Here is a 23,759-nt window from a genome sequence, read left to right as displayed (position 1 = left end):
GCATTGGCCCAGTGGTGCGACGGCGCCGACAGACGCAACGGCCCAGCGTCGCGACGGCCCGGAAGGGGCCATGGACACCAGGACGCGACGGCCCCAGGTGCGCGACGGCCCCAGGTGCGCGACGGCCCCAGGTGCGCGACGGCCCCCGCCCGGATCGGGCGGGGGCCATCGCGTCGGGACGCTCGCGCCCGGTGCGGACCCGATCGGTGCGGGCCGACCGGTGCGTCAGTCGCGCGTCAGCTTGCGGTAGGTCACGCGGTGCGGGCGGGCGGCCTCCGGGCCGAGGCGCTCGACCTTGTTCTCCTCGTAGGCCGCGAAGTTGCCCTCGAACCAGTGCCACCTGTCGGGCTCGGCCTCGGTGCCCTCGTAGGCGAGGATGTGCGTCGCGACACGGTCGAGGAACCACCGGTCGTGGGAGACGACGACGGCGCAGCCCGGGAACTCCAGCAGCGCGTTCTCGAGCGAGCCGAGCGTCTCGACGTCGAGGTCGTTCGTCGGCTCGTCCAGCAGCAGGAGGTTCCCGCCCTGCTTGAGCGTGAGCGCGAGGTTGAGCCGGTTGCGCTCGCCGCCGGAGAGGACGCCGGCCGGCTTCTGCTGGTCCGGACCCTTGAAGCCGAACTGCGACACGTACGCGCGGGACGGGATCTCGACGTTGCCGACCTGGATGAAGTCGAGGCCGTCGGAGACGACCTCCCAGAGCGTCTTCTTCGGGTCGAGGTTCTCGCGGCCCTGGTCGACGTAGGAGATCTTGACGGTCTCGCCGACCTTGAGGTCGCCGCCGTCGAGCGGCTCCAGGCCGACGATCGTCTTGAAGAGCGTCGTCTTCCCGACGCCGTTCGGGCCGATGACGCCGACGATGCCGTTGCGCGGGAGTGTGAACGAGAGGCCGCTGATGAGCGAGCGGTCCCCGAATCCCTTCTGCAGGTCCGTGGCCTCGATGACCACCGATCCCAGGCGCGGGCCCGGCGGGATCTGGATCTCCTCGAAGTCGAGCTTGCGCGTCCGCTCGGCCTCGGCCGCCATCTCCTCGTAGCGCGCGAGGCGCGACTTGGACTTGGTCTGGCGCCCCTTGGCGTTCTGGCGAACCCAGTCCAGCTCCTCCTTGAGGCGCTTGGCGAGCTTGGCGTCCTTCTTGCCCTGGATCTGCAGGCGCTCCTGCTTCTTCTCCAGGTAGGTGGAGTAGTTGCCCTCGTACGGGTAGAGGCGGCCGCGGTCGACCTCGGCGATCCACTCCGCGACGTTGTCGAGGAAGTACCGGTCGTGCGTGATCGCGATGACGGCCCCGGGGTAGCGCGCGAGGTGCTGCTCCAGCCACTGCACGCTCTCGGCGTCGAGGTGGTTGGTCGGCTCGTCGAGCAGCAGCAGGTCGGGCGCCTCGAGGAGGAGCTTGCACAGCGCGACCCGACGACGCTCACCACCGGAGAGCACCGTGACGTCGGCGTCCGGCGGCGGGCAGCGCAGGGCGTCCATCGCCTGCTCGAGACGGGCGTCGATGTCCCACCCGTCCGCGGCGTCGATCTCCTCCTGGAGCTTGCCCATCTCGTTCGTGAGCGCCTCGTAGTCCGCGTCGGGGTCGGCGAACTCCTCGGCGATCTGCTCGTAGCGCTCCTTCTTCGCGAGGATGTCCGCCACGGCCTCCTGGACGTTGCCGAGGACGGTCTTCTCGTCGTTCAGCGGCGGCTCCTGCAGGAGGATGCCGACGGTGTAGCCCGGGGAGAGCCGCGCCTCGCCGTTCGACGGCGTGTCGAGCCCCGCCATGATCTTGAGGATCGTGGACTTCCCCGCGCCGTTCGGACCGACCATGCCGATCTTCGCCCCGGGCAGGAACGCCATGGTGACGTCGTCGAGGATGACCTTGTCACCGTGCGCCTTGCGGGCGCGCACCATCGAGTAGATGTACTCGGCCACAGTTCTCCTAGTGAGAGTCTTGGATTTCCGGGGTCCAGCCTACTTCCCCCGTCGAGAGGCAGCCGCGGCGCGGAGGCCCGTTCAGAACGGCGGCTGGATCCCCACGGCGACCATCGCGTCCGCGTCGTCCTCGCCGCGCCCGTGCGCACCGCCCTCGTCCTCGCCGTCCCGGTCCTCGTCCCCGAGCGCGTCCGCGCCCCCGCGCCCGGTCTCGCGCCCCGGCTCGCCGTGCCCGCACGCCACCGCGTCGACGTCCGCGTCCTCGTTCGCACTCTCGTCGAGCTCGGCCAGGTCGGAGACGTCGGTCGCGTCCCGGCGGGCGGGGGGACGCCAGATGATCCGGCCGCTCGTGACGATGTCGAGCCCGATGGCGTCGGCTTGCAGCACGAGGTCCGAGCGCGGGACGCCGTCGCGGTCGGCGTAGGTGTCCAGCTCCACGCGACCGCGGACCACCAGCGGGGCGCCGCTGCGCACGCTGTCCGCCGCGCGGCCGGCGAGGTCGCCGTTGGCGTGCACGGTGTACCAGGTCGTCCGCCCGTCCCGCCACTGGCCGCCCGGCAGCCGGTAGCGGCTCGAGGTGGCCAGGCGGAAGGTCGTCCAGTCGCCCTTCTTCCCGTCCATGAGCCGCGGCGTCGTGCCGGCCCGCCCTCGCACCATGATCGTCGTGTCGTTCGCCATCGGTGACCTCCCGGTCCGGTGCCGGGCGGTTCCCGGCGCATGGAAGCACCGTGGCAAGGACCGGGCCGCGCCGCGACGGGGGTGTGCGCGACCGCCGAACCGATGACGTGTCAGTCGGCTGTTGACAGCTCGCGGTGGCGGATCCGCAACGCGTCGAGCGCCTGGGCGAGCAGGGCGCGGACCTCCCGCGACGGGGCGAGCAGCCGCGCGACGCACGCGCGCAGCGCCTCCTGGGCCGCGTCTTCGTACCCGCGGCGGGCCTCGTCAGCCGCGCGCTCCAGCGCGCCGGGGCGCAGCCGCGTGAGCAGCCCGGCCCGCGGCACGACCCCGAGCGGCACCTGACGGACGGCCGCCGTCGCGGCCTCGCCCAGCTCGCGGGCGGACGGGAGCGCACGATCGACCGAGGCGCGCCACGCCGGCGACAGCCCGGCCGCCTGGGCGTCGAGCCACTCGGCCCGGATGGCCTCCCAGCGCGCCGGCGGCGCCTCGCGCACCTCGGTGACGGTCCCGCCGTTCCTCACGGCCGCGACGATCGAGTCCGCGACCGCGCCGACGCCGACGGCCTCGGCGAGCCGTGTGACGGCGGCCTCGTCGTCGACCCCGGCCGCGGGCGCCGACCCGAGCCCGGCCGCAAGCTCGCGCGCGACGGTGTCGAGCTGGTCCCACACCGCGACCCGGTTGACGGACGAGCGCAGCGAGACGCGGCGCAGCGTGTCCCGCACGGCATCGATCCCCTCCCCCGTGCGGGCGGAGCTGGCGAGGATCTCCACCTTGCCGAGCTGCTCCTCCACGAGGAGCCGCGCGATGTCGAGCCGGAGCTCGGCGAGGCCGTCGGTGGTCAGCCGGTCGACCTGGTTGACCAGCGCGATCATCGCCTCCTGCCGCCCCGCGAGCGCCGCGAGGTACTCGGTGTGCAGGCGGTTGTCGGCGTACTTCTGCGGGTCGAGGACCCACACGAGCAGATCGACCACCGGCAGCAGCGCGTCGACCTGGGCGCGGTGTCCCTCGGCCACCGAGTCGTGGTCGGGGACGTCGAGGAGGACGACGCCGTCGAGCTGCCCCGGCTCGGGGCCGGCGAGCGCCGCCTCGCCGCGGTGGCGTCGCTGCTCGGAGACGCCGAGGTGGTCCAGCAGGGCCGTGGCGTCCGATCCCCACGCGCACGCGGTCGGCTCCGAGGTGGTCGGGCGGACCGTGCCGACGTCGGCGACGTCGAGACCCGTGATGGCGTTGAACAGGGAGGACTTGCCCGACCCGGTCCCGCCGACGAGCGCGACGACCCGGTGCCCGATCCCGAGGTCGAGCCGGCGCGCGACCGAGTCGAGGTCACGTCGCGCTCTGGTCACCGTCGCGGCGGGCAGCCACGGCGTCATCGTGTCGACGATCTCGAGCAGCTCCGCGCGGCGCGCGACCTCTCGTTCGTCGTGCTGGGCGTGATCCGCCATCAGTCCTCCCCTGCCAGTCGTCGCAGCTCGGCGATGCGGAGCCGCAGTGCCGTCACGGACTCGCCGGGAAGCCGGCGAGCCACCTCGTCCACGTGGTCGAGCGCCTCGGACTCCAGGCACTCGCGGCACGCACGCACCAGGTCCTCCAGCGCGTCCCGCCAGGACGGGAGGCCGAGCCGCTCGGCCGCGGCCCGCGCCCCGGCCAGCCCGGCCGCCGCGAGGGCCACCACGGTCCGGGCGCTCTCCTGGCCGAGGAGGCCGGGCGTCGCCTCGGCGGGGTTCTCGGGGACGGGGATCGAGGCGAGCCACGCCTGCCACGTCTCCTCGACGCGCGCGCGTCGCGCCTCGTCGACCCCGCCGGCCCGGCGCTCGGCCGCGAGCGCCGCGCCCGCCGTCGAGTGCTTCGTCCACGCCAGCTCGACCACGTCGGCGACCGTGCGGCTCGCGGCTCCCGCGACATCGGTGAACGCCCGGTGCAGGTCGCCGCGCAGCGCGGCGAGCGCGCGGGCGCGCTCCGGCGCCTGCCGCTGGGCGCGGCGCCGGGCGAAGAAGCCGTCGGCGGGGTGGGCGACGGCGGCCAGCGCGCCCTTGCCGGACGCGTCCGCGAGCCAGCGCGAGGTGGGGGCGCCGTCGGTGAGGATGCCGGAGCGGAGACGCTCGGCGAGCTCGGCCTCGACCGGCTCGACGACCGTGCGCGCGGCGGAGCTGAGATCGGCGGCGGCCTCGGCCTGGGCGACGGAGGCGTCCAGCAGGCGACGCGTCTCCTCGCGCAGCGGGCTCCACACGCCTCGGATCGTGCGCGCCACCACCTCGTGCGAGCCGTGCCGCCCCGCGACCAGCGTGAGCCAGCGCTCGACGTCGACCACCTGGTCCTTGGGCAGCGGGCCGTCGAGGGGGCCGGCGTCGGGCACGACGAACAGCGGGACGGAGCCGAAACCCGCGTCGGCGAGGCGGGCGAGGAGGTCGCGGCGCACGGTGTCGAGCGCCTCGGGACCGATCCGGTCGAGGACGACGCCGACCGTGACGCCGCGGCGCTTCACCTGCTCCAGCACGGCCCACGGCACGGCGTCGCCGTAGCGGTTGGCGGTCGTGACGAACAGCCAGACGTCGGCCACCTCGACGAGCTCGAGCGCCCGCTCGCGGTTCGTCACCTCGACCGAGTCGAGGTCGGGCGCGTCGAGCAGGGCCAGCCCGCGCGGCAGGTCCGCCTCGACGACGGCGGCGCGCCCGGACACGGGGTGATCGGCGATGAGCTCGCGGTCGGCGGGGTTGACGACGAGGACCGGCTTCTTCGTCGTCGGCCGGACGACGCCCGCCGGGGAGACCTCGGTGCCCGAGACCGCGTTGACCAGCGTCGACTTGCCGGCTCCGGTGGGACCGCCGACGACGACGATGGTCGGCAGGCTCGCCGTCCGCAGCCGCGGGACGAGGTGGGAGTCGAGCTGCGTCGTGATCCGGTCGCGCAGGGTCCGGATCTCCTCGACGCCGGGCAGCTCGAGCGGGAAGTCGAGGGCGCCGAGCTGGGCGCGGAGCGCGACGGCGACGTCGAGCGCTGGCCCGGCGGCTGACCCGGGCGCGGAAGAAGGCGTCGTCACGCCCTCAGCGTGCCCGAGCGGTGCCACGGCACCAAACAGCCGCGCCGGGGACGTCGTGACCGTGCGCGGCACGATCGCCTAACGTGGGGCTGCGGGAACCACCGGCGGGTCGCGATGCGCGACCATGAGAGTTGGGGAGTGAGCACCGTGAGCACGACGACGGCAGGGGGTGCGGGGCACCCGGGCGGCCCCCTCGACGACGCGCAGGCGCAGCTCGCCTTCGCGATCGACCACCTCGGACTTGGACCCGGTCCGCACGCCGTGCTCGCGACGCCACGCCGCGAGCTGACGGTGAGCGTCCCGGTGCGGATGGACGACGGGAGCACCCAGGTCTTCACCGGCCACCGCGTGCAGCACAACTTCACCCGCGGCCCGGCGAAGGGCGGCGTGCGGTACGCGCCCGGCGTCGACCTCGACGAGGTGCGCGCGCTCGCGATGTGGATGACGTGGAAGTGCGCGCTGGTCGACGTCCCGTACGGCGGCGCGAAGGGCGGGATCAACATCGATCCGCGGCACTTCTCCGAGGGCGAGCTCGAGCGCATCACGCGCCGCTACACCAGCGAGATCATGCCGCTCATCGGCCCCGACCAGGACATCCCGGCGCCCGACGTCGGCACGAGCGAGCAGACCATGGCCTGGATGATGGACACCTACTCCGTCAACCAGGGTCGCACGGTGCTGGGCGTCGTCACCGGCAAGCCGGTGAGCGTCGGCGGCTCGCTGGGGCGGGCGTCGGCGACGTCGCGCGGCGTCGCCCACATCACGCTCCTCGCGCTGGCGCACCGCGGCCTGGAGCCCACGCGCTCGACCGCCGTCGTCCAGGGCTTCGGCAAGGTCGGGCGCGACACGGCCCGCCTGCTCGCCGAGGCCGGCGTCCGGGTCATCGCGGTGAGCGACATCGACGGCGCGGTCCACGACCCCGAGGGACTTGACGTCCACCGCCTCGCGCGCCACGTCGACGAGACGGGGACGGTCACCGGGTTCGCGGGGGCCGAGGCCATCGACGGCGGCGCGATGCTCGAGCTCGAGTGCGACGCCCTCGTCCCCGCCGCGGTGGAGGGCGTGCTGACGGAGGAGAACGCCGACCGGGTGCGCGCCGGCCTCGTCGTCGAGGGGGCGAACGGCCCGACCACCAAGGCGGCCGACGCGATCCTGCGGGCGAAGGGCGTGCTGGTCGTGCCGGACATCCTCGCCAACGCGGGTGGCGTCGTCGTCTCCTACTTCGAGTGGGTGCAGGCGAACCAGGCGTACTGGTGGACCGAGGACGAGGTCAACGAGCGCCTGCGCGACCGCATGACGATGGCGTGGCACTCCGTGCTCACCTACGGCAAGCAGCAGGACCTCTCGCTGCGCGAGGCGGCGACGTGCCTCGCGGTGCACCGGGTCTGGGAGGCGCACCGCCTGCGCGGGCAGTACCCCTGACGGGCCGCGCGGCGGCGCCGGGGCCGCAGCCGGTCGGCGCCCGACCGCGACCGCGGCCGCGGAGAACCGGGCGGCGACCCGACCGCCGCGGCGCCGCGAGTCCGTAGGATTGGCGTCGACCTCGTGGGCCGTGTGCGTCGTGACCGTCCGCCCACACGGGTCGTGTGCCCTCGTAGCTCAATGGATAGAGCAACGGCCTTCTAATCCGTAGGTTGCAGGTTCGAGTCCTGCCGGGGGCGCCCAGGTGGGCACGCGACGCCCACCGTTGTCCCGTCGCGGGTTCCGTGCCAGGATGACGACACGGCGATGGCGCTCGCCGGGGCAGACAGCCCGAACCGCCGTTCTCGGCTGATAGCACCTGTGACGAGAGGAGTCACGGGTGTCTGCTGCGCCGACGCACCGGTCCGAGAGCGTCCCGACGCGCACCAACGGCGAGGGCTCCCCCGCATCGGGCACCCGATGCTCGCGCACGACGAGCGACCCCTTTACCGCGTCCGACCCGCGCGCCACCCCGGGCCGTTCCGCCACCGAGCCCGCCGCGACCTCCGCGCCGGCTCCCGCCATGCCCTCCGCACGGCCCTCCACCCCGCCCTCGGTGCCGCACGAGCGCGCCCGCGTGCCCGTCGAACCACGTCGAACGAAGGAGATCCCCATGCCCACCCCGCGGACCCACGTCGTCGTCGGTGTCGCCCTCGGGCAGCCCGACGCCGTCGTCGTCACCGCCGCGACGTTCGCCGAGCGCTTCGGCGCGGAGCTGGTGTGCGCGTCCGTCGACGTCGCGCGCTACCCGATCGACACGGGACCGGCCGGGACGGTCATCGCGACGTCGATCGATCCCGACCTCGCCGACGACGCCGTCGAGGTGTTCGACCCCGACCTGCGCTCCGCGATCGCCGCGGCCCTCACCGGACGGCAGGTCCCGTGGTCGACGCGTGCGCTGGCCGGCAGCCCGGCGCGCGAGCTGGCGCGGCTCGCCGACGACGTCGACGCGGCCATGATCGTGATCGGGACGCGCGAGCCCGGGTTCCGCGGGGCGCTGCACGAGTTCTTCAACGGCTCGGTCGCCGCGCAGCTCGCCCACCGCCAGCACCGCCCGGTCGTGGTCGTCCCGCTGAGTCCCGTCGGCCTCGACGCCCCGCTGCCCTGGGCGGAGGAGGAGCGATGACCGCGCCGGCCCACACACCGACCGATCCCGACATCGGCGCGGCCGTCGATCCCGACCCCGCGGGCGCCGCCGCCTCGACCGGCGGTCCCCGACCGGTGCACCTGCGAGCCGGCTCCCTGCTCCTGGTGCTGCTCGGCGGCACGCTCGGCACGGGCGCCCGCGAGGCGATCAGCCTGGCGGCACCGTCGGCGGACGGCATCCCCTACGCGATCCTCGGGATCAACCTCACCGGCGCCTTCCTGCTCGGTGTCCTGCTCGACGCCCTCGCGCGGGGCGGTCCCGATCGCGGCCGGCGGCGCTCGGCCCGGCTCCTGCTCGGGACCGGCGTCATGGGCGGGTTCACCACCTACAGCGCCCTGGCGGTCGGCACCGCGACGCTGCTGGGCAACGGCGCCGTCGCCGCCGGGATCGGCTACGGGCTCACGACCGTCCTCGTCGGTGCGGTCGCGACCTGGGCCGGCATCGCGGTCGCCGCGGCGACGCACCGCCGGAGCCGGCGGGCGGTCCGGTGACCGCGCTGTCGTTCGTCGCGCTCGCCCTCGCCGGAGGGATCGGCGCCGCCTGCCGGCTCCTGCTCGACGGGGTCATCAGCTCCCGCCGTCGCGGTGCCCTGCCGTGGGGCACCATCGTCATCAACGTCACGGGATCGTTCCTGCTCGGTCTGGTGACCGGCCTCGCCACCGCGACCGTCCTGCCGGAGACCTGGCAGCTCGTCGTCGGCACCGGCTTCCTCGGCGGCTACACGACCTTCTCGACCGCCAGCTTCGAGACGGTCCGCCTCGTCCAGGAGCGCAAGCACCTCGCCGCCGTCCTGACCGGGCTCGGGACGCTCGTCGTCACGACGGCGCTGGCCGGGCTCGGGCTCTGGCTCGGCTCGCTCGTCTGACGCCCGGCCGGGCGCCGGCGGGACGTCGGCGCGCGACGTCAGTGCGCCGCGAGCTCGTCCCGAGCCTGGGCCTCGTCGTAGCTGCCGCGCGCGTCGAGGACGCCGGACATGTGCTCAGTCGCCCAGTCGGTGAGCGCCCGCAGCGGCCCGAGGAGGCTGCGCCCGACGTCGGTGAGCTCGTACTCCACCCGCGGCGGCACCTGGGGGAACACCGTCCGCGCGACGAGCCCGTCGCGCTCGAGCGCCCGGAGCGTCTGCGTCAGCATCTTCTGCGACACCCCGTCGACGGCGTGCTGGATCTCGGAGAACCGGAGCCGGCCGTCGGCCAGGACGCCGACGACGAGCACCGTCCATCGGTCGCCGATCCGGTCGAGCAGCCGTCTCGACGGACAGTCCCGGACGAGCGGGTCCCACACGGGCTGCGTCACGACGCCTCCTCCACCGAGTCACCAGTCGGTCGGCAGGGCACCTGGCGGTGCCCTCTTCCCGAGTCTCCTTGAGTCACCTACAGTAACTAACTACCCAGTCGTAATCCACTATCGAAGGGATACTCATGTCTCGCATCACCGTCCTCGGGGGAACCGGCTACGCCGGGGGTCACATCGTCCGGGCCGCCGCCGCGCGGGGACACGACGTCACGTCCATCAGCCGCGCCCTGCCCGCCGACCAGGTGGCGGGCGTCCGGTACGTGACCGGCAGCGTGCTCGACGACGCCGTCCTCGCCTCGGCCGTCGCCGACGCGGAGGTCGTCATCTCCGCCCTCGCCCCGCGCGGGGAGCTGGTGGGACGGGTGCGCCCCGTCCTCGCCACCCTCGCCGGCCTGGCCGGTGACGCGGGCGTCCGCCTCGGCGTCATCGGCGGGGCCGGCTCCCTCCTGGTCGCCCCGGGCGGGCCGCGGCTCGCCGACACCGCGTCCTTCCCCGAGGCGTTCAAGGAGGAGGCGGCCGAGATGAGCGCCGTCCTCGACGACCTGCGCGCCCGCGAGGACGACCTCGACTGGTTCTACGTCAGCCCGGCCGCCGGGTTCGGCTCCTACGCGCCGGGCGAGGCGACGGGCACCTACCGTCTCGGCGACGACGTGCTGCTCGCCGACGCCGACGGCACCTCGGCCATCTCGGGCGCGGACCTCGCGGACGCCGTCGTGACGGAGATCGAGACGCCGGCGCACCACCGGCGCCGCTTCACCGTCGCGTACTGACCCCGCGCGGGCCCCCGGCCCCGCGTCGCCCGGCACCCTGGTCGTGCCGGACGACGCGGGGCACACTGGACCATGCCGACCCCGACGCCACGGCGCGCCCCCATCGCCGGTCTCGCCGCCATCGCCGTGGCCGCGGCGCTGACCTCCTGCACGACGGTGCCCGACGAGCCGACGTCCGCCCCGCCGCCGGGCGCGACGTCGACGTCGTCCGCGTCCACGCCGTCACCGTCCACACCATCCACGCCGTCACCGTCCGCACCGGCGACGCCAGCAGCACCGCCCGCGGCCGTCGAGGTGCACGCGACGGGCCTCGACGCCCCGTGGTCGATCGCGTTCCTCGCCGCGCCCGCCGCGCCCGACGCGCCCGACGCGCCCGCCCAGCACATCGCCCTCGTCAGCGAGCGCGACTCCGGGCGCGTCCTCGAGCTGGCCGAGGACGGCACCGCGCGCGAGGTCGGTGTCATCGACGGCGTCGTCCACCGCGGCGAGGGCGGGCTCCTCGGCATCGCCGTCGACGACGGCTCCCTCTACGCCTATCTCACGACCGCCGACGACAACCGGATCGTCCGCTACGACCTCACCGGCCGCCCGGGGTCCCTCGCGCTGGGCGACGCGGAGACGATCCTGGCCGGACTGCCGTCGGCGGCCAACCACAACGGCGGCCGGATCGCGTTCGGGCCCGACGGGATGCTCTACGCGACCGTCGGGGACGCCGGGGACCGGCCGGCCGCGCAGGACGTCGCGAGCCTCGCCGGGAAGATCCTCCGGCTGACGCCCGACGGCGCCGTCCCGGACGACAACCCGTTCCCCGGCTCCCCCGTCTACAGCTACGGCCACCGCAACCCGCAGGGCCTCGGCTGGGACGGCGACGGCACGCTGTACGCATCGGAGTTCGGCCAGGACACGTGGGACGAGCTCAACGTCATCCGGCCCGGCGGCAACTACGGCTGGCCCGAGGTCGAGGGCATCGCGGGCCGGGACGGCTACGTCGACCCCGTGCAGCAGTGGGCACCGGCCGACGCGAGCCCGAGCGGGCTGGCGATCGCGGACGGCGCGATCTACGTCGCCAACCTCCGCGGCCAGCGCCTGCGCGTGATCCCCCTGGACGACCTCGCGTCGTCGACCGAACGCCTGGTCGGCGAGCACGGGCGGCTCCGCGACGTCGCGCTGGCGCCCGACGGCACGCTGTGGGTGCTCACCAACAACACCGACGGGCGCGGGGAGCCGACCGGGGACGACGACCGCGTCCTGCGCCTCACCCCCTGAGCGCCGCGGCCCGACCGCCCGCGGCTCGGCGGTCCCCCGCGTCATTCCCTCCCGACGAGGAACGCGAGCTTCCCGGTGGTCGCGCCCGACAGGAGGTCGGCCAGCATGGCCGCGTGGTCGGCGAGCTCACCGGTGCCCGTGAGGTCGACCCGGACCGTCCCGCCGGCGACCGCGCCCAGCGACCAGCGCAGCGACTCCGCCCCCTGCTCGGGATGGTCGCCCAGCCACGCGCCGACGTTGAACCCGGCCGTCGTCTTGTTCTCGAGCCAGTGCGCGAGGGAGCTGAGACCGACGTCACCCGCCCGGGACGCGTTGCCGACGCGGACCAGCCGGCCACCGCCGCGCAGGGCCTGGAAGGCGCGGGCCGTCGCGTCGCCGCCGACCGGGTCGACGACGACGTCGTACGCGCCGTCCGGCACGGTCGCCGGCTCGGCGCGCAGGTGGGCGTGGTCGTAGCCGAGGTCGCGCGCGACCAGCAGCTTCTCCGGCGTCCCGACGACGGCGTCCACGCGGGCGGCGCCGAGCGCCCGGGCGACCTGCCCGAACTGCGAGCCGAGGCCGCCGACGCCCGCGTGCACGAGCACGCTCTCGCCGGCCGCCAGGCGAGCGACGGTCGTGAGCGCGAGGTGCGCCGTCACGGTGTTGATCGGGACCACGGCGGCCTGCGCCGTCGCCATGCCGTCGGGCACCGGCGTCACGAGAGCGGCGACGGCCGTCGCCACCTCGGCGAAGCCGCCGGCGCCGGGCAGGAGCGCGGCCACCGGCTGGCCGACGTGGAGGCCGACGACGCCGGCGCCGACCTCGCGAACGGTCCCGGCCACCTCGAGCCCGGGGACGAACCCCTCGTGCTGCGGCATCGCACCCGATGCCCAGAGGGCGTCGATGAGGCCGATGCCCGCGGCCTCGACGTCGATGGTGACCTCCCCGGCCGCGGGACGCGGGGTCGGCCGCTCGGTCAGGGCGAGACCGCGGACGGTGCCCTCGGTCGTCGGTGTGTCGGTGACGGTGAGTGCGCGCACGGCGCCTCCTCGGGATTGCAGGAACGGACGCCGGCGACGCTAGGAGCTGGAGTCCGCTCCAGGGCAAACCGGGCCGCTTGCCCTGGAGTGCGCTCCACGGCCTAGGTTCGAGTGGTGGAGGACGAGAGCCGACTCGCGATCGCGGAGATGGCCGCGACCGCCGGGATCACGACGGACGCGCTGCGCTGGTACGAGCGGGAGGGCGTGCTGCCCCGGGTCCCGCGCGACGCCTCGGGGCACCGTCGCTACGGCCCGGCCGAGCAGGGGCTCGTCGCGCTCCTGCTCGCGCTGCGCGGCGCCGGGATGAGCGTCGCCGGCGCCAGGAGCTTCGTCGAGCTGCTGGGGGAGGGTGCCGCGAGCCACGGGCGCCGGATCTCGCTGCTGGAGGAGGGGCGCGACCTCCTGCGCGAGCAGCGTCGACGGCTCGACGCGGCCGAGGCGGCCCTGGAGCGCAAGATCGCACACTACGAGCTGCTCATCGCCGCCGGTCTCGATTGCACCGGAGCGCCCGTCCCGGATGACCAGCGAGCGCGGCAGTCGGCCCGGGCCTGAGCCGCGGCACCCGATCGGTCGCGACCCGCGGCCGCCGTACCCTGAGCCCCATGCCGTACGAGTTCACCGCCCGCGTGTGGAAGACCCCTCCCCCGGGCGTGTGGCACTTCCTCACCGTCCCGCCGGACCTCGCCGACGAGATCGACGAGCGCACCACCGGTCTGCAGGGCGGCTTCGGCTCCGTCAAGGTCGAGGTGACGATCGGCGCCACGACGTGGTCGACGTCGATCTTCCCGAGCAAGGAGGCCGCGTCCTTCATCCTCCCGGTGAAGCAGGCGGTGCGGCGCGCGGAGGACTGCGAGGCGGGGACGGACGTCGTCGTCAGCCTCGTCCTGGTCGGGTTCGAGTAGTCGGCGCAGCCGCGGCGCGCCGCGCCGCCAGGGCGTCGACGCCCGACGCGACTGCGACCCCGGCGGCGGCCGAGACGAGGTCGAGCCAGGCGAACGTCGAGCCCAGCACGTAGCGCGCGGGCGGGAACGCGCCGACGACCGCCGTCGGCACCCCCGTGAGCTGGAGCAGCTCGATCCCCAGGACGAGCGCGAGCGCGGCGCACGCGATGCTCGCGCGGCGCACCCGGGGCAGGATCGCCACGAGCAGCGCGTAGACCATCGCGGCGTACGCGACACCGCCGGCGAGGTCCCCGACCAGGCCCGGCAGCAGCCGCACCGCGAGTCCCAGCGGGACGAGCAGGACGACGACGGCGGCGGCCGTCCAGCGGCGGACGCGGGTGCCGGCCGGCCCCGGTTCGGCGGATGCGCTCATCCGGGAAGGCTAGGCCACGTCCCGCAGCGCGTCGCCGTTCCCGACGCGCTCGGCGCCCTCGCCACCGGCGTGCTCGGCCGCGGCCGTCTCCCGCCGCGTCGTGAACCAGCCGGACGCGACGAGGTAGCCGAGGCCGACGACGACGGCACCGCCGACCAGGTTGCCGAGGCCGACGGCGACGAGGTTGCGCCCGAAGTCACCCCACGTCGTGAGCTGCTCGGCCTCGAACAGGCCGATCGAGAACGTCGTCATGTTGGCGACCACGTGCTCGAACCCGGAGGAGATGAACGCCAGGAGGCACCAGAAGATGATGATCGCCTTGCCGGACTCGCTGCGCAGCCGGTTGGCGGACCAGATGGCGAGGCAGACGAGCACGTTGCACAGGATGCCGCGGAAGAACAGCTCGCCGTTCGACTCGTGGGCCTTCGCCTCGAGCATGCCGGCGACCATCTGGCCGGCCGGCGCGTTCGAGTGCAGGATGCCGGAGCGCACGACGAGCCACGCGAACACCATGGAGCCGAGCAGGTTGCCGGCGAAGCAGAACAGCATCGTCCCGAGCGCCCGCGCCCACGGCACGCGCCCCGTCACGGCGCCCTGGGTGAGGATCATCATGGCGCTGGTGACCAGCTCGGAGCCGGCGAACACCACGAGGGTGAGCCCGATCCCGAAGACGGCACCGGAGATGAGCTTGACAGCGGGCTCCCCCGCCGCGAGGAACGGGCCGGCGGTCGACACCATGAGGACCACCGCGATCCCGATGTACATGCCGGCGAGCATGGACGAGACGAGGTAGGGCAGGGGTCGGGTGGCCGCGGTGACCTTGTGGTCCGCCTGGTCGAGGTGGACGGACAGCGTGGTGGGCAGGTCGAGCACCTCTCTACTGTGCCGCCACGCCGGAGCCGCGGTGCGGGGCGAAGGTCCCCGGTCGCTGTGGCGCGACTCACCCGGGCGCCGTGAGACGACGTGGTGACACGTCGGCGGCCCACCTACCCTTGGCACATGATCAGCACGCGCTCCTCGCTCGTCCGCGCCCTCGCCGCCCTCGGTCTCGTCGCCGGGATCGGCGCCGCCGCGACCGCCTGCTCGGCTCCGGCCACGACGGACGGGACGACGGCGTCGGCGTCGTCGTCGGCGTCGGCCACCGCGGGAGCCGCGGACGGCGACGCCGTCCTCACCTACGACGACGAGGACCAGCTCCTCTCGATGAGCTACCCCGGCGAGGACGGGAGGACGGCGCTCGAGCTGCTGCTGGAGCACGACCCGAGCGCCACCGTCGAGGGCGAGGGCGAGATGGCGTTCGTCACCGGCATCGGCGGCCGCGCCGCCGACCCGACCAGCGAGTTCTGGTCGCTCGACGTCGACGGCCAGTTCGCCGAGGTGGGCGCCGGGTCGCTGGAGACCAAGGACGGGGAGACGATCACGTGGACGCTCACGGCCTTCGAGTGACCGGCGGCGGGAGCGAACGGCTCGGGCCCCTCACGCTCGGCGAGCTCGCCCGGCGCTGGTGGCGGCCCGCGGTCGTCGCGCTGCTCATGGCGTTCGCGATCGGCTGGCGCCTCGTGCGCTCCGACCTCGGCGCGCCGCCCAACCTCGAGCTCGTCACGGCGGCGACGTTCGCCGGGGCGCTCCTGCTGCGCAACCGCGTCGCGGCGTTCGTCCCGCTGGTCGTCGCGATCGCGAGCGACCTCGTCCTCGGCAACACCTCCGTGCTCTGGTTCGTCTGGGGGACGTGGGCGGTCATCGGCCTGGCGTCCGTCCTGCTGCCGCGGTGGACGGGTGGACGGCGCTACGTCGCCGCGCTCGGGTTCGGCGTCGGCGGCTCGCTGTTCTTCTACCTGACGACCAACGCGGGCGTCTGGTTCCTGGGCCGCGGGCGCTGGTACGCCGACGGGGTGGACGGGCTGATGGCGAGCTACGTCGCCGGGCTGCCGTTCCTGCGGACGATGCTGCTGGGCAACCTCGTGCTGGTCCCGGCGGCGGCCGGCGTCGTCACGCTGGTCGAGCGCTGGGAGCGGACCCGCGCGCTCGCGACGCGGCCGGTCCCCACCGCCTGAGTCCCCGTCACACGGAGAAGTACTTCGCCTCCGGGTGGTGGAACACGAACGCGTCCGTCGACTGCTCGGGGTGGAGCTGCAGCTCCTCCGACAGCTCGACCCCCATCCGCTCCGGCCGCAGCAGCTCGACCACCTTGGTCCGGTCCTCCATCTCCGGGCACGCCGGGTAGCCGAGCGAGAACCGCGCGCCGCGGTAGTCCAGCTTGAACAGTCCCTCGACCTCGGTCGGCTCCTCCCCCGCGAACCCGAGCTCCGCGCGGATCCGGGAGTGCCAGAACTCCGCGAGCGCCTCGGTGAGCTGCATGACGAGCCCGTGCAGCTCCAGGTAGTCCCGGTAGGAGCTCTCGGCGAACATCCGCGCGGTGACGTCGTCAACCTTGGACCCGGCCGTCACGAGCTGAACGGGCAGCACGTCGACGCGGCCCTCGGCGGCCGCAGCCTCGCGTGACCGGACGAAGTCGGCCAGGCACAGGTGCCGGTCCCGGCGCTGGCGCGGGAACGTGAACCGCAGCCGCTCCTCGCCGAGCTGGCCGCCCGACCCGCCGTCGGGCGCGAGCAGCCCCGGCACGCCGAGCACGCCGCTCGGGTCGTCGCCGTGGTGCAGCACCACGACGTCCTGGCCGTCGGAGACCACCGGGAAGTACCCGTAGGCCACCGAGGCGTCGAGCATGCCCTCGGCCAGGATCCGGTCCAGCCAGGCGCGCAGCCGGGGCCGGCCCTCCGTCGCCACCAGCTCCTCGTAGGACGCCCCGCCCTCGCCGCGTCCCGGCTTGAGGCCCCACTGCCCGAGGAACGTCGCGCGCTCGTCGAGGAACGCCGCGAAGTCGGCGAGCTGGATGCCGCGCACGATCCTCGTCCCCCAGAACGGCGGCGTCGGCACGGGGTTGTCGGCCGCGACGTCGGAGCGCCCCGGCATGACCTCGGGCTCGGTCAGCGTGACCGTCGCGCCCCGCGTGTGGCGCCGCTTCTTCAACGGCGGCAGGCCGACGGCCTCGGGGTCCGCCCCGCGCGCGACCGCGACCAGCGGCTCCATGAGCGCGAGCCCCTCGAACGCGTCCCGGGCGTAGCGGACCTCGCCGTCGAACAGCTCGTGCAGGTCGTCCTCGACGTAGGGGCGGGTGAGCGCCGCGCCGCCGAGGATCACCGGCCACCGCGTGGCGAGCCCGCGCGCGTTGAGCTCGAGCAGGTTCTCCTTCATCACGACGGTCGACTTCACGAGGAGGCCTGACATGCCGATGACGTCGGCGTCGTGCTCCTCGGCGGCCGCGATGAAGTCGGCGATCGGCTGCTTGATCCCGATGTTCACGACGGTGTAGCCGTTGTTGGTGAGGATGATGTCGACGAGGTTCTTGCCGATGTCGTGGACGTCGCCGCGCACGGTGCCGAGCACCATCGTCCCCTTGCTCGCGCTCGACCCCGACTTCTCCATGTGCGGCTCCAGCAGCGCGACCGCCGCCTTCATCACCTCGGCCGACTGCAGCACGAACGGGAGCTGCATCTCCCCCGCGCCGAAGCGCTCGCCGACGACCTTCATGCCCTCGAGGAGGTGCTCGTTGATGATGGTCAGCGGCGCCATGCCCTCGGCCATCGCGAGATCGAGGTCGGCCTCGAGCCCCTTGCCCTCCCCGTCGACGATCCGCCGCGCGAGCCGCTCGCCGACGGGCAGGGCCGCAAGCTCGGCGGCCCGCTGGTCCCGCATCGCCCTCGTGTCGACGCCCTCGAACAGCTCGAGCATCCGGGCGAGCGGGTCGTAGGTGACGGTGCCGTCCGGGTCGTGCTCGCGGCGGTCCCACACGAGGTCGAGCGCGACCGTCCGCTGCTCCTCGGGCAGCGACGCGACGGGCACGATCTTGGCCGCGTCGACGATCGCCGACGACAGCCCCGCCTGCGCCGCCTCGTGGAGGAACACCGAGTTGAGCACGATCCGCGCGGCCGGGTTGAGGCCGAACGAGACGTTGGAGACACCGAGCGTCGTGTGGATCCCGGGGTAGCGCGCGGTGATCTCCTGGATCGCCGCGATGGTCTCGATCGCGTCGCGCCGCGTCTCCTCCTGCCCGGTCGCGATCGGGAAGGTGAGGCAGTCGACGACGATGTCGCCGACGCTCATCCCCCACTCGCCGACGAGCGTGTCGACGAGGCGGGAGGCGATGCGCACCTTGTCCTCGCGCGTGCGCGCCTGGCCCTGCTCGTCGATCGTGAGCGCGACGACCGCGGCGCCGTGCTCCATCACCAGCGGCATGATCCGGCCGAACCGGGTGGTCGGGCCCTCGCCGTCCTCGAAGTTGACCGAGTTGATGACGGGCCGGCCGCCGACCAGCTCGAGCCCCGCCCGGAGCACGGCCGGCTCGGTCGAGTCGATGACGAGCGGCAGCGTCGAGGCGGAGGCGAGGCGCGAGACGACCTCGCGGGCGTCCGCCACCCCGTCGCGCCCGACGTAGTCGACGCACACGTCGAGCAGGTGCGCCCCGCCGCGGACCTGGGCGCGCGCGATCTCGACGCACTCGTCCCAGTTCTCGGCGAGCATGGCCTCGCGGAACGCCTTCGAGCCGTTGGCGTTGGTCCGCTCGCCGATCGCGAGGTAGCTCGCGTCCTGATCGAGCGGGACGTGCTGGTAGAGGCTCGCGACGCCCGGCTCGGCCTCCGGCCGACGGTCGCGGACGAGCACGCCCGAGTCCCGGCCGACCCGCTCGACGACGGCCGCGAGGTGCTCCGGGGTGGTGCCGCAGCAGCCTCCGACCAGCCGCAGCCCGAACTCCCGCACGAACTGCTCGTGCGCCACGCCCAGCTCGGCCGGGGTGAGGGGGTACTCGGCGCCGTTCCTGCCGAGGACGGGCAGGCCGGCGTTCGGCATGCACATGACGGGGACCTCGGAGCGGGCCGCGAGCTGGCGCAGGTGCTCGCTCATCTCGGCCGGGCCGGTCGCGCAGTTCAGCCCGATCGCGTCGATCTGCAGCGGTTCGAGGGCCGTGAGGGCCGCGCCGATCTCGGATCCGACGAGCATCGTGCCCGTCGTCTCGACCGTGACCTCGACGAAGATCGGCAGCCGGACACCCGTCTCGACGATGGCCTGACGGCAGGCGTTGACGGTCGCCTTGGTCTGGAGCAGGTCCTGGCTGGTCTCGACGAGGAACGCGTCGGCGCCTCCCTCGATGAGGCCGCGGGCGGCCTGGGCGAAGGTCTCCTTGAGGTGGGCGTAGGTGGTGTGGCCGAGGCTCGGCAGCTTCGTCCCCGGGCCCATCGAGCCGAGCACCCAGCGGACGCGGCCGTCGCGCAGCTCGCAGGACTCGGCCTCGGCCCGCGCGATCCGGGCTCCCTCGCGGGCCAGCTCGGTGATCCGGTCGTCGATGCCGTAGTCGGCGAGGTTGGACCAGTTGGCGCCGAACGTGTTCGTCTCGACCGCGTCGACCCCGACGTCGAGGTACGCGCGGTGGATGGCGCCGACGATGTCCGGTCGCGAGACGTTGAGGATCTCGTTGCAGCCCTCGAGGTTCTGGTAGTCCTCGAGGGTCGGGTCGAACCGCTGGAGCATCGTGCCCATGGCGCCGTCCGCGACGACGACCCGCCGGGCCATCTCGTCCAGGAGGCCCTGGCTGCGCGCGGGGCGCGGGACGGCCTCGACGTCGAGCGGGTGCCGGGGTGCTGCGGGCGCGGGGGCGGCGGAGGTCACGGCCCCGAGTCTAGGTTCCCGCCCGGTCCCGCCCCGTGCCCCGTCAGGGGCCGAGACTGGCGACCAGGTTGACGAGGAGGGCGACGATGACCGTCCCGAACAGGTACGCCTGCAGCGCGTGCACCAGCGCGGTCCGCCGCATCCGCGACGAGGCGAGATCGGTGTCCGAGATGGCGAAGCTCATGCCGACGGTGAACGCCATGTAGGCGAAGTCGCTGTAGCGCGGCGGCTCGCTCTGGTGGAAGTCGACCCCGCCGACCGGCTGGGTGTAGTAGAGCCGCGCGTAGCGCGTCGTCGCCAGCGTGTGGACGGTGAGCCACGACGCGACGACGGCGACGAGCGCGCTCGCGACCGTCTGGACGTGCGTGCGGTCCATGAGGACCAGGACGACCCCGACGAGGCTCGCGAGCCCGGCGAACGCGACGACGAGGTGCGCGCCGAGCCGCGTCGGCTCCTCGCGGGTGGCGTGACCCGCCGTCCGGTCGGGGTCCATCGGCATCAGCGCGGCGAGCGTCCAGCAGCAGTAGACGAAGGCCGTCGCCGCCCAGCCGCTCAGTGCGGCCGCCGCGCCGCCGTCCCACCGCGGCAGCAGGCCGACCACGAGCCCGATCCCGAGCGCGACGGCGAGCCGGACGATCGCCGGGAGGTCGCCGGGCCGGCGGGAGGAGGCCATGGCCACAGTCAAGCACTGCCGACGCGCCGGCCCGCGCACGGACGGGGCACGCACGCGGTGGCGGCCGGGCCAGACGGGCCGACGCGTCCGGGCCCGGCTACGTCGCGCGCGTCCGGGCCGCCGCGCGCTCGGCGACCTGGCGCTTGGTGCGCGCGAGGAGCGCCGTCATGCCGCGCAGGCGCAGGGGCGAGACGGCCTCGGCCAGACCGAGGGTGAGCGGGTAGTCGCCCGGGACCGCCTCGACCTGCTCCACGCTCAGCCCGTCGATCCCCTCGGCGAGGATGCCGGCGAAGCCGCGCGAGGTCGGCGCCCCCGGCGGGGCCGAGGCGTAGAAGCGCACGCGCACGGCGGCCCCGTCGTCCGTCTCGTCGGTCTCCAGCTCCGTCACGAACGCGATCGGCGACTGGCACTCGGGCACCGGCTCCAGCAGCTCGGGACGGTTCGCGAGCCGCTCCGGCATCGGCGGGAGGCCACCGGCGAACTCGAGCAGGAGCTGGAGCCGGTCCGCGACCGACAGCGCGAGGAAGTCCTCGCGGATGGCCGCGAGCGTCGGGGGAAGGTCGGGGACGGGCGCCGTGCTCACGCCACCATCCTCGCACCGGGGCGCGTCAGGCGGACCCGGGCTCCCCGCCCGTCGCGATCGGCACGCGCACCGCGTTGCCCCACTCGGTCCACGACCCGTCGTAGTTGCGCACGTCCGCGAACCCGAGCAGGTGCGTGAGCACGAACCACGTGTGGCTGGACCGCTCGCCGATCCGGCAGTACGTGATGACCGGCTGGTCGGGCGCGAGTCCGAGGCCCGAGCCGGCCTGGGCGTCGGCACCGGCCGGGGAGCCGTAGATCGCCGCCAGCTCGGCGCGCGGCTTGAACGTGCCGTCGACGTCGACCGCGAGCGCCCACGGCGCGTTGACCGCCGTGGGGATGTGACCGCCGCGCAGCGCACCCTCCTCGGGGTAGTCGGGCATGTGGAGGCGCTCGCCCGTGTACTCCTGCGGCGAGCGGATGTCGACCAGCGCGGTCGGCCCGCCGTCGCCCCGGAGCGCGGCGGTCACGTCCTCGCGGAACGCGCGGACCACGGCGTCGTCGCGCTCCACGACCGGATAGCCGCCGGGCTCCGGCGCGCTCGGGGCGATCGTCAGCTCGCGCCCCTCGGCGATCCAGGCGTCCCGGCCACCGTCGAGCAGGCGCACGTCGGGGTGGCCGAACAGCGTGAACACCCACAGCGCGTAGGCCGCCCACCAGTTCGACCGGTCGCCGTAGACGACGACCGTCGTGTCGCGCGAGATGCCCTTGCGCTCCAGGAGACGGGCGAAGGCCTCGCCGTCGACGTAGTCGCGCACGACGGGGTCGTTCAGGTCGAGGTGCCAGTCGATCTTGACCGCGCCGGGGATGTGCCCCGTCTCGTAGAGCAGGACGTCCTCGTCGGACTCCACGACGGCGAGGTCGCGCGTCCCGACGAGGTCGAGCCGGTCGGCGAGCCACTGCGTGCTCACGAGCCGCTCGGGGTGGGCGTACTGCGCGAGCTTGTCGCTGGTGTCATCGGCGCTGACGGGCATCGGGACCTCCACGGGCCCGCTCGGGTCGCGGGCAACAGTCCGCCAGCCTAGGTCGCGCTCGACGTCCACCGACAGGGGCACCGCCGCCGTCCGTCATGCGAGACCCGGTCGCACCGCGCGCGGGCTGTTCATCCCCGGTTTCCCCGGCATCGGGCCCGCCGTCACGCCGCGTCCCTACCGTGGCGACCGCATCCGCGTCCCAGCGGCCGACGCGCCGCCCCACCTGCCACCCACCCGCGGATGATCGCGAAGGAACACCTCCATGTCACTCGTCGTGCGCCCGCGGGCCCCGCGCCCGGTTCCCACGATCCTGGCCTCCGGCCTCGTCCTCGGCCTGGGGGTCGGGCTGGCGTCGCCCGCCCTCGCCGCCCCCGACCGCCACACGACGCTGCTCGGCGAGTTCGCCACCTACTGGGAGGCCTCGCCCTACGACCAGACGAGCCCCGAGACCAAGGCGGCCACCGCGTTCCGCGGACAGGTCACGGACGCGGGCGTCGACATCCTGGGCGAGAACGACCGGACGCTCCAGGCGATCAACGCTGCCGGCGCCGTCGACCCCGTCCAGTCCAAGCGCGCGCTGATCGACGCGGACCTGGACTGGACGCAGACCTTCCCCGACGCCCTCGGGCCGGTCATCGGCGGCTACCTCGCCGACGGGCTCGCCGCGGGGGCCCTGCCCCGGACCCAGGCCCTGTACGACGCGCTCGGCTACGCGATGGCGAGCACCGGCGACGCGAAGAACGTCTACAACTACCCGCGCCCGTTCCTCGAGGACCGCTCGTTCGGCCGGCCCGCCGCCCTCGGCGGACTCGCCACGAACCTCGGCATCGTCCAGGTCGCGCCGTGGACCGACCCCGAGACCGGGCTCACCCACGACGGCACCTACGACCTCGTCCTTGCCTCGTTCTCCCAGGCGTTCCCGTCCGGCCACACGGCCTACGCCTACGGCGACGGCATCGTGCTCGCCGCCCTGCTGCCCGAGCTCGGTCCGGAGATCATGACGCGCGCGTCCGAGGCCGGCCTTGCCCGCAACGTGCTCGGCGTGCACTACCCCCTCGACGTCATCGGCGGGCGCATCTCGGGTCACGTCAACGCCGCCGCGCGGCTCGGCGACGCCGCGTACGTCACGAACACCGTCCTGCCCGCGCGGGAGGAGCTGACGCAGTTCCTCGAGGCCGAGTGCGCCGCCGACGGCCACGGCACCACGCTCGCCGAGTGCCTCGACGACGTCGGCGCCACCGCCGACCGCGGCTACACGAACGCCTTCACCGACGTCGTCTCGACGGCTCCCGTCACGGACCGCGGCTCCGCGCTCGCGGCGTACCGCGCCCGGATGACCTACGGCTTCGACCAGGTGGGTGCCGCGGGTCAGGCACCGGTCGTCCCCGCGGGTGCCGAGGCGCTCCTGGTGACCGCGTTCCCCGAGCTCTCCGACGACCAGCGCCGAGCGGTGCTCGCGGCGACCGAGATCGACTCCGGCTACCCGCTCGACTCCACCTCCGACGGCTGGCAGCGGATCGACCTCGCCGCCGCGCTGAGCTCGCGGGTCACGGTCAGCTCCGAGGGCGAGGTGGTCTCGGTCGAGCCCGGTCAGGCGGCGGCCTCGGTCGTCGTGCTCGACGAGGTCGACCCCCAGCCGACGCCGTCGACGGACCCGACGCCGTCCGTCGAGCCCACGCCGTCCACGGACCCGACCCCGTCGGGCGAGCCCACGCCCTCGGGCGAGCCGACGTCGAGCGGGTCGACCGGGTCGCCCCGTGCGACCGGCCGGGAGAGCGCGGCCGCCGCGGGTGACCTCGCGTCGACCGGAGCCGGGACGACCGGCGTCCTCGCCGCCGCCCTCTTCCTGCTGGTGGCCGGCGGGGGCGGCGTGCTCACCGCGCGTCGCCGGACCACCGCCGGGTAGGGCTCGGCGG

The 23,759-nt window shown here is 74.3% G+C and carries 23 protein-coding genes, 1 tRNA gene and 1 riboswitch; of the genes, 12 read left to right on the top strand and 12 right to left on the bottom strand.

The genetic code is table 11. The features are described 5' to 3' along the window. Positions 1-225: 225 nt before the first annotated feature. From ettA to EDD28_RS11435, 4 genes are all read right to left on the bottom strand, one after another. Positions 226-1,908 carry an energy-dependent translational throttle protein EttA gene (gene ettA / locus EDD28_RS11450; RefSeq protein ID WP_123739712.1) on the bottom strand — a complete coding sequence of 561 codons (1,683 nt, stop codon included), beginning with the start codon at positions 1,906-1,908 and terminating at the stop codon, positions 226-228. An 81-nt stretch (positions 1,909-1,989) separates the two neighbouring features. Further along, on the bottom strand, positions 1,990-2,586 hold the full coding sequence (locus tag EDD28_RS11445) for a single-stranded DNA-binding protein (protein WP_123739711.1): 597 nt from the start codon (positions 2,584-2,586) through the stop codon (positions 1,990-1,992). 110 nt (positions 2,587-2,696) lie between these two features. Then, positions 2,697-4,028: a GTPase gene (locus EDD28_RS11440; protein ID WP_123739710.1), complete on the bottom strand. Its 1,332-nt coding sequence runs from the start codon at positions 4,026-4,028 to the stop codon at positions 2,697-2,699. Continuing rightward, positions 4,028-5,623, bottom strand: coding sequence for a GTPase (locus EDD28_RS11435; protein ID WP_148059601.1), 1,596 nt, complete (start codon positions 5,621-5,623; stop codon positions 4,028-4,030). The genes EDD28_RS11440 and EDD28_RS11435 overlap by 1 nt, the downstream gene beginning before the upstream one ends. A gap of 138 nt (positions 5,624-5,761) precedes the next feature. Here EDD28_RS11435 and EDD28_RS11430 point away from each other — a divergent pair, with 138 nt between their 5' ends. The 5 genes from EDD28_RS11430 to crcB all read left to right on the top strand — a co-directional run bounded on the left by EDD28_RS11430 (position 5,762) and on the right by crcB (position 9,096). After that, positions 5,762-7,045 carry a Glu/Leu/Phe/Val family dehydrogenase gene (locus tag EDD28_RS11430; RefSeq protein WP_425469971.1) on the top strand — a complete coding sequence of 428 codons (1,284 nt, stop codon included), beginning with the start codon at positions 5,762-5,764 and terminating at the stop codon, positions 7,043-7,045. A 166-nt stretch (positions 7,046-7,211) separates the two neighbouring features. Next, positions 7,212-7,284: transfer RNA gene (locus tag EDD28_RS11425), tRNA-Arg, on the top strand. Between the two features lie 54 nt (positions 7,285-7,338). Further along, positions 7,339-7,413: riboswitch (Fluoride riboswitch) on the top strand. Positions 7,414-7,697: 284 nt separating this feature from the next. After that, positions 7,698-8,210: a universal stress protein gene (locus tag EDD28_RS11420; RefSeq protein ID WP_123739707.1), complete on the top strand. Its 513-nt coding sequence runs from the start codon at positions 7,698-7,700 to the stop codon at positions 8,208-8,210. A 95-nt stretch (positions 8,211-8,305) separates the two neighbouring features. Continuing rightward, positions 8,306-8,722, top strand: coding sequence for a fluoride efflux transporter FluC (locus tag EDD28_RS11415; RefSeq protein ID WP_123740076.1), 417 nt, complete (start codon positions 8,306-8,308; stop codon positions 8,720-8,722). Then, positions 8,719-9,096 (top strand): fluoride efflux transporter CrcB, encoded by a 378-nt coding sequence (gene crcB / locus EDD28_RS11410; protein WP_123739706.1) that lies wholly within the window; start codon positions 8,719-8,721, stop codon positions 9,094-9,096. The genes EDD28_RS11415 and crcB overlap by 4 nt, the downstream gene beginning before the upstream one ends. A 38-nt stretch (positions 9,097-9,134) precedes the next feature. Here the strand turns inward: crcB and EDD28_RS11405 are convergent, their stop codons facing one another. Then, positions 9,135-9,524: a winged helix-turn-helix transcriptional regulator gene (locus EDD28_RS11405; RefSeq protein ID WP_123739705.1), complete on the bottom strand. Its 390-nt coding sequence runs from the start codon at positions 9,522-9,524 to the stop codon at positions 9,135-9,137. 125 nt (positions 9,525-9,649) lie between these two features. On the opposite strand from EDD28_RS11405, the gene EDD28_RS11400 reads away from it, so the two are divergent. After that, positions 9,650-10,294, top strand: a complete 645-nt coding sequence (locus tag EDD28_RS11400; protein ID WP_123739704.1) for an NAD(P)-dependent oxidoreductase — start codon at positions 9,650-9,652, stop codon at positions 10,292-10,294. Positions 10,295-10,366: 72 nt separating this feature from the next. After that, a complete protein-coding gene (locus EDD28_RS11395) occupies positions 10,367-11,560 on the top strand; it encodes a PQQ-dependent sugar dehydrogenase (RefSeq protein ID WP_123739703.1) in 1,194 nt (397 codons plus the stop codon). Between the two features lie 41 nt (positions 11,561-11,601). On the opposite strand, the gene EDD28_RS11390 is transcribed toward EDD28_RS11395, so the two are convergent. Further along, entirely contained in the window at positions 11,602-12,579 is a 978-nt protein-coding gene (locus tag EDD28_RS11390; protein WP_123739702.1) for a zinc-binding dehydrogenase, read from the bottom strand. Positions 12,580-12,693: 114 nt separating this feature from the next. Here EDD28_RS11390 and EDD28_RS11385 point away from each other — a divergent pair, with 114 nt between their 5' ends. Next, complete coding sequence (locus EDD28_RS11385; protein WP_245968010.1) at positions 12,694-13,131, top strand: MerR family transcriptional regulator; 438 nt, start codon at positions 12,694-12,696, stop codon at positions 13,129-13,131. A 50-nt stretch (positions 13,132-13,181) separates the two neighbouring features. After that, a complete protein-coding gene (locus EDD28_RS11380) occupies positions 13,182-13,481 on the top strand; it encodes a DUF1905 domain-containing protein (RefSeq protein ID WP_123739701.1) in 300 nt (99 codons plus the stop codon). Here EDD28_RS11380 and EDD28_RS11375 read toward each other — a convergent pair. Together EDD28_RS11375 and EDD28_RS11370 are read right to left on the bottom strand one after the other, a co-directional pair. Then, on the bottom strand, positions 13,453-13,893 hold the full coding sequence (locus tag EDD28_RS11375; protein ID WP_123739700.1) for a ribosomal maturation YjgA family protein: 441 nt from the start codon (positions 13,891-13,893) through the stop codon (positions 13,453-13,455). The genes EDD28_RS11380 and EDD28_RS11375 overlap by 29 nt on opposite strands. A 9-nt stretch (positions 13,894-13,902) precedes the next feature. After that, positions 13,903-14,766 (bottom strand): formate/nitrite transporter family protein, encoded by an 864-nt coding sequence (locus EDD28_RS11370; RefSeq protein ID WP_123739699.1) that lies wholly within the window; start codon positions 14,764-14,766, stop codon positions 13,903-13,905. A gap of 126 nt (positions 14,767-14,892) precedes the next feature. On the opposite strand from EDD28_RS11370, the gene EDD28_RS11365 reads away from it, so the two are divergent. Both EDD28_RS11365 and EDD28_RS11360 read left to right on the top strand, forming a co-directional pair. Continuing rightward, positions 14,893-15,339: a DUF4430 domain-containing protein gene (locus tag EDD28_RS11365; RefSeq protein ID WP_123739698.1), complete on the top strand. Its 447-nt coding sequence runs from the start codon at positions 14,893-14,895 to the stop codon at positions 15,337-15,339. After that, complete coding sequence (locus EDD28_RS11360; RefSeq protein WP_245968009.1) at positions 15,315-15,947, top strand: DUF6580 family putative transport protein; 633 nt, start codon at positions 15,315-15,317, stop codon at positions 15,945-15,947. Before EDD28_RS11365 ends, EDD28_RS11360 begins: the two co-directional genes overlap by 25 nt. 7 nt (positions 15,948-15,954) lie before the next feature. Here the strand turns inward: EDD28_RS11360 and metH are convergent, their stop codons facing one another. From metH to EDD28_RS11340, 4 genes are all read right to left on the bottom strand, one after another. Beyond that, the gene (gene metH / locus EDD28_RS11355; RefSeq protein ID WP_245968066.1) at positions 15,955-19,518 is read right to left on the bottom strand and encodes a methionine synthase; all 3,564 of its coding nucleotides are present in this window, start codon (positions 19,516-19,518) and stop codon (positions 15,955-15,957) included. A 139-nt stretch (positions 19,519-19,657) separates the two neighbouring features. Continuing rightward, positions 19,658-20,287 carry a DUF1345 domain-containing protein gene (locus tag EDD28_RS11350; protein ID WP_123739695.1) on the bottom strand — a complete coding sequence of 210 codons (630 nt, stop codon included), beginning with the start codon at positions 20,285-20,287 and terminating at the stop codon, positions 19,658-19,660. Between the two features lie 97 nt (positions 20,288-20,384). Continuing rightward, on the bottom strand, positions 20,385-20,870 hold the full coding sequence (locus tag EDD28_RS11345) for a SufE family protein (RefSeq protein WP_123739694.1): 486 nt from the start codon (positions 20,868-20,870) through the stop codon (positions 20,385-20,387). Between the two features lie 25 nt (positions 20,871-20,895). Next, positions 20,896-21,843: a sulfurtransferase gene (locus EDD28_RS11340; RefSeq protein WP_123739693.1), complete on the bottom strand. Its 948-nt coding sequence runs from the start codon at positions 21,841-21,843 to the stop codon at positions 20,896-20,898. Between the two features lie 262 nt (positions 21,844-22,105). On the opposite strand from EDD28_RS11340, the gene EDD28_RS11335 reads away from it, so the two are divergent. After that, on the top strand, positions 22,106-23,749 hold the full coding sequence (locus tag EDD28_RS11335; RefSeq protein WP_123739692.1) for a phosphatase PAP2 family protein: 1,644 nt from the start codon (positions 22,106-22,108) through the stop codon (positions 23,747-23,749). Positions 23,750-23,759 lie beyond the last annotated feature (10 nt).

The organism is Salana multivorans (assembly GCF_003751805.1).
Classification (GTDB): domain Bacteria; phylum Actinomycetota; class Actinomycetes; order Actinomycetales; family Beutenbergiaceae; genus Salana; species Salana multivorans.
The sequence above is the reverse complement of the archived record's forward strand: the minus strand, read 5'-3'. Positions and strand labels throughout refer to the sequence as shown.

Bases quoted from the DNA above. Each gene is read 5' to 3' on its own strand.
- EDD28_RS11445 (WP_123739711.1), bottom strand. From the start codon at position 2,586: ATGGCGAACGACACGACGATCATGGTGCGAGGGCGGGCCGGCACGACG.
- EDD28_RS11440 (WP_123739710.1), bottom strand. From the start codon at position 4,028: ATGGCGGATCACGCCCAGCACGACGAACGAGAGGTCGCGCGCCGCGCG.
- EDD28_RS11420 (WP_123739707.1), top strand. From the start codon at position 7,698: ATGCCCACCCCGCGGACCCACGTCGTCGTCGGTGTCGCCCTCGGGCAG.
- EDD28_RS11400 (WP_123739704.1), top strand. From the start codon at position 9,650: ATGTCTCGCATCACCGTCCTCGGGGGAACCGGCTACGCCGGGGGTCAC.
- EDD28_RS11395 (WP_123739703.1), top strand. From the start codon at position 10,367: ATGCCGACCCCGACGCCACGGCGCGCCCCCATCGCCGGTCTCGCCGCC.
- EDD28_RS11380 (WP_123739701.1), top strand. From the start codon at position 13,182: ATGCCGTACGAGTTCACCGCCCGCGTGTGGAAGACCCCTCCCCCGGGC.
- EDD28_RS11375 (WP_123739700.1), bottom strand. From the start codon at position 13,893: ATGAGCGCATCCGCCGAACCGGGGCCGGCCGGCACCCGCGTCCGCCGC.
- EDD28_RS11365 (WP_123739698.1), top strand. From the start codon at position 14,893: ATGATCAGCACGCGCTCCTCGCTCGTCCGCGCCCTCGCCGCCCTCGGT.
- metH (WP_245968066.1), bottom strand. From the start codon at position 19,518: ATGGCCCGGCGGGTCGTCGTCGCGGACGGCGCCATGGGCACGATGCTC.
- EDD28_RS11350 (WP_123739695.1), bottom strand. From the start codon at position 20,287: ATGGCCTCCTCCCGCCGGCCCGGCGACCTCCCGGCGATCGTCCGGCTC.
- EDD28_RS11340 (WP_123739693.1), bottom strand. From the start codon at position 21,843: ATGCCCGTCAGCGCCGATGACACCAGCGACAAGCTCGCGCAGTACGCC.
- EDD28_RS11335 (WP_123739692.1), top strand. From the start codon at position 22,106: ATGTCACTCGTCGTGCGCCCGCGGGCCCCGCGCCCGGTTCCCACGATC.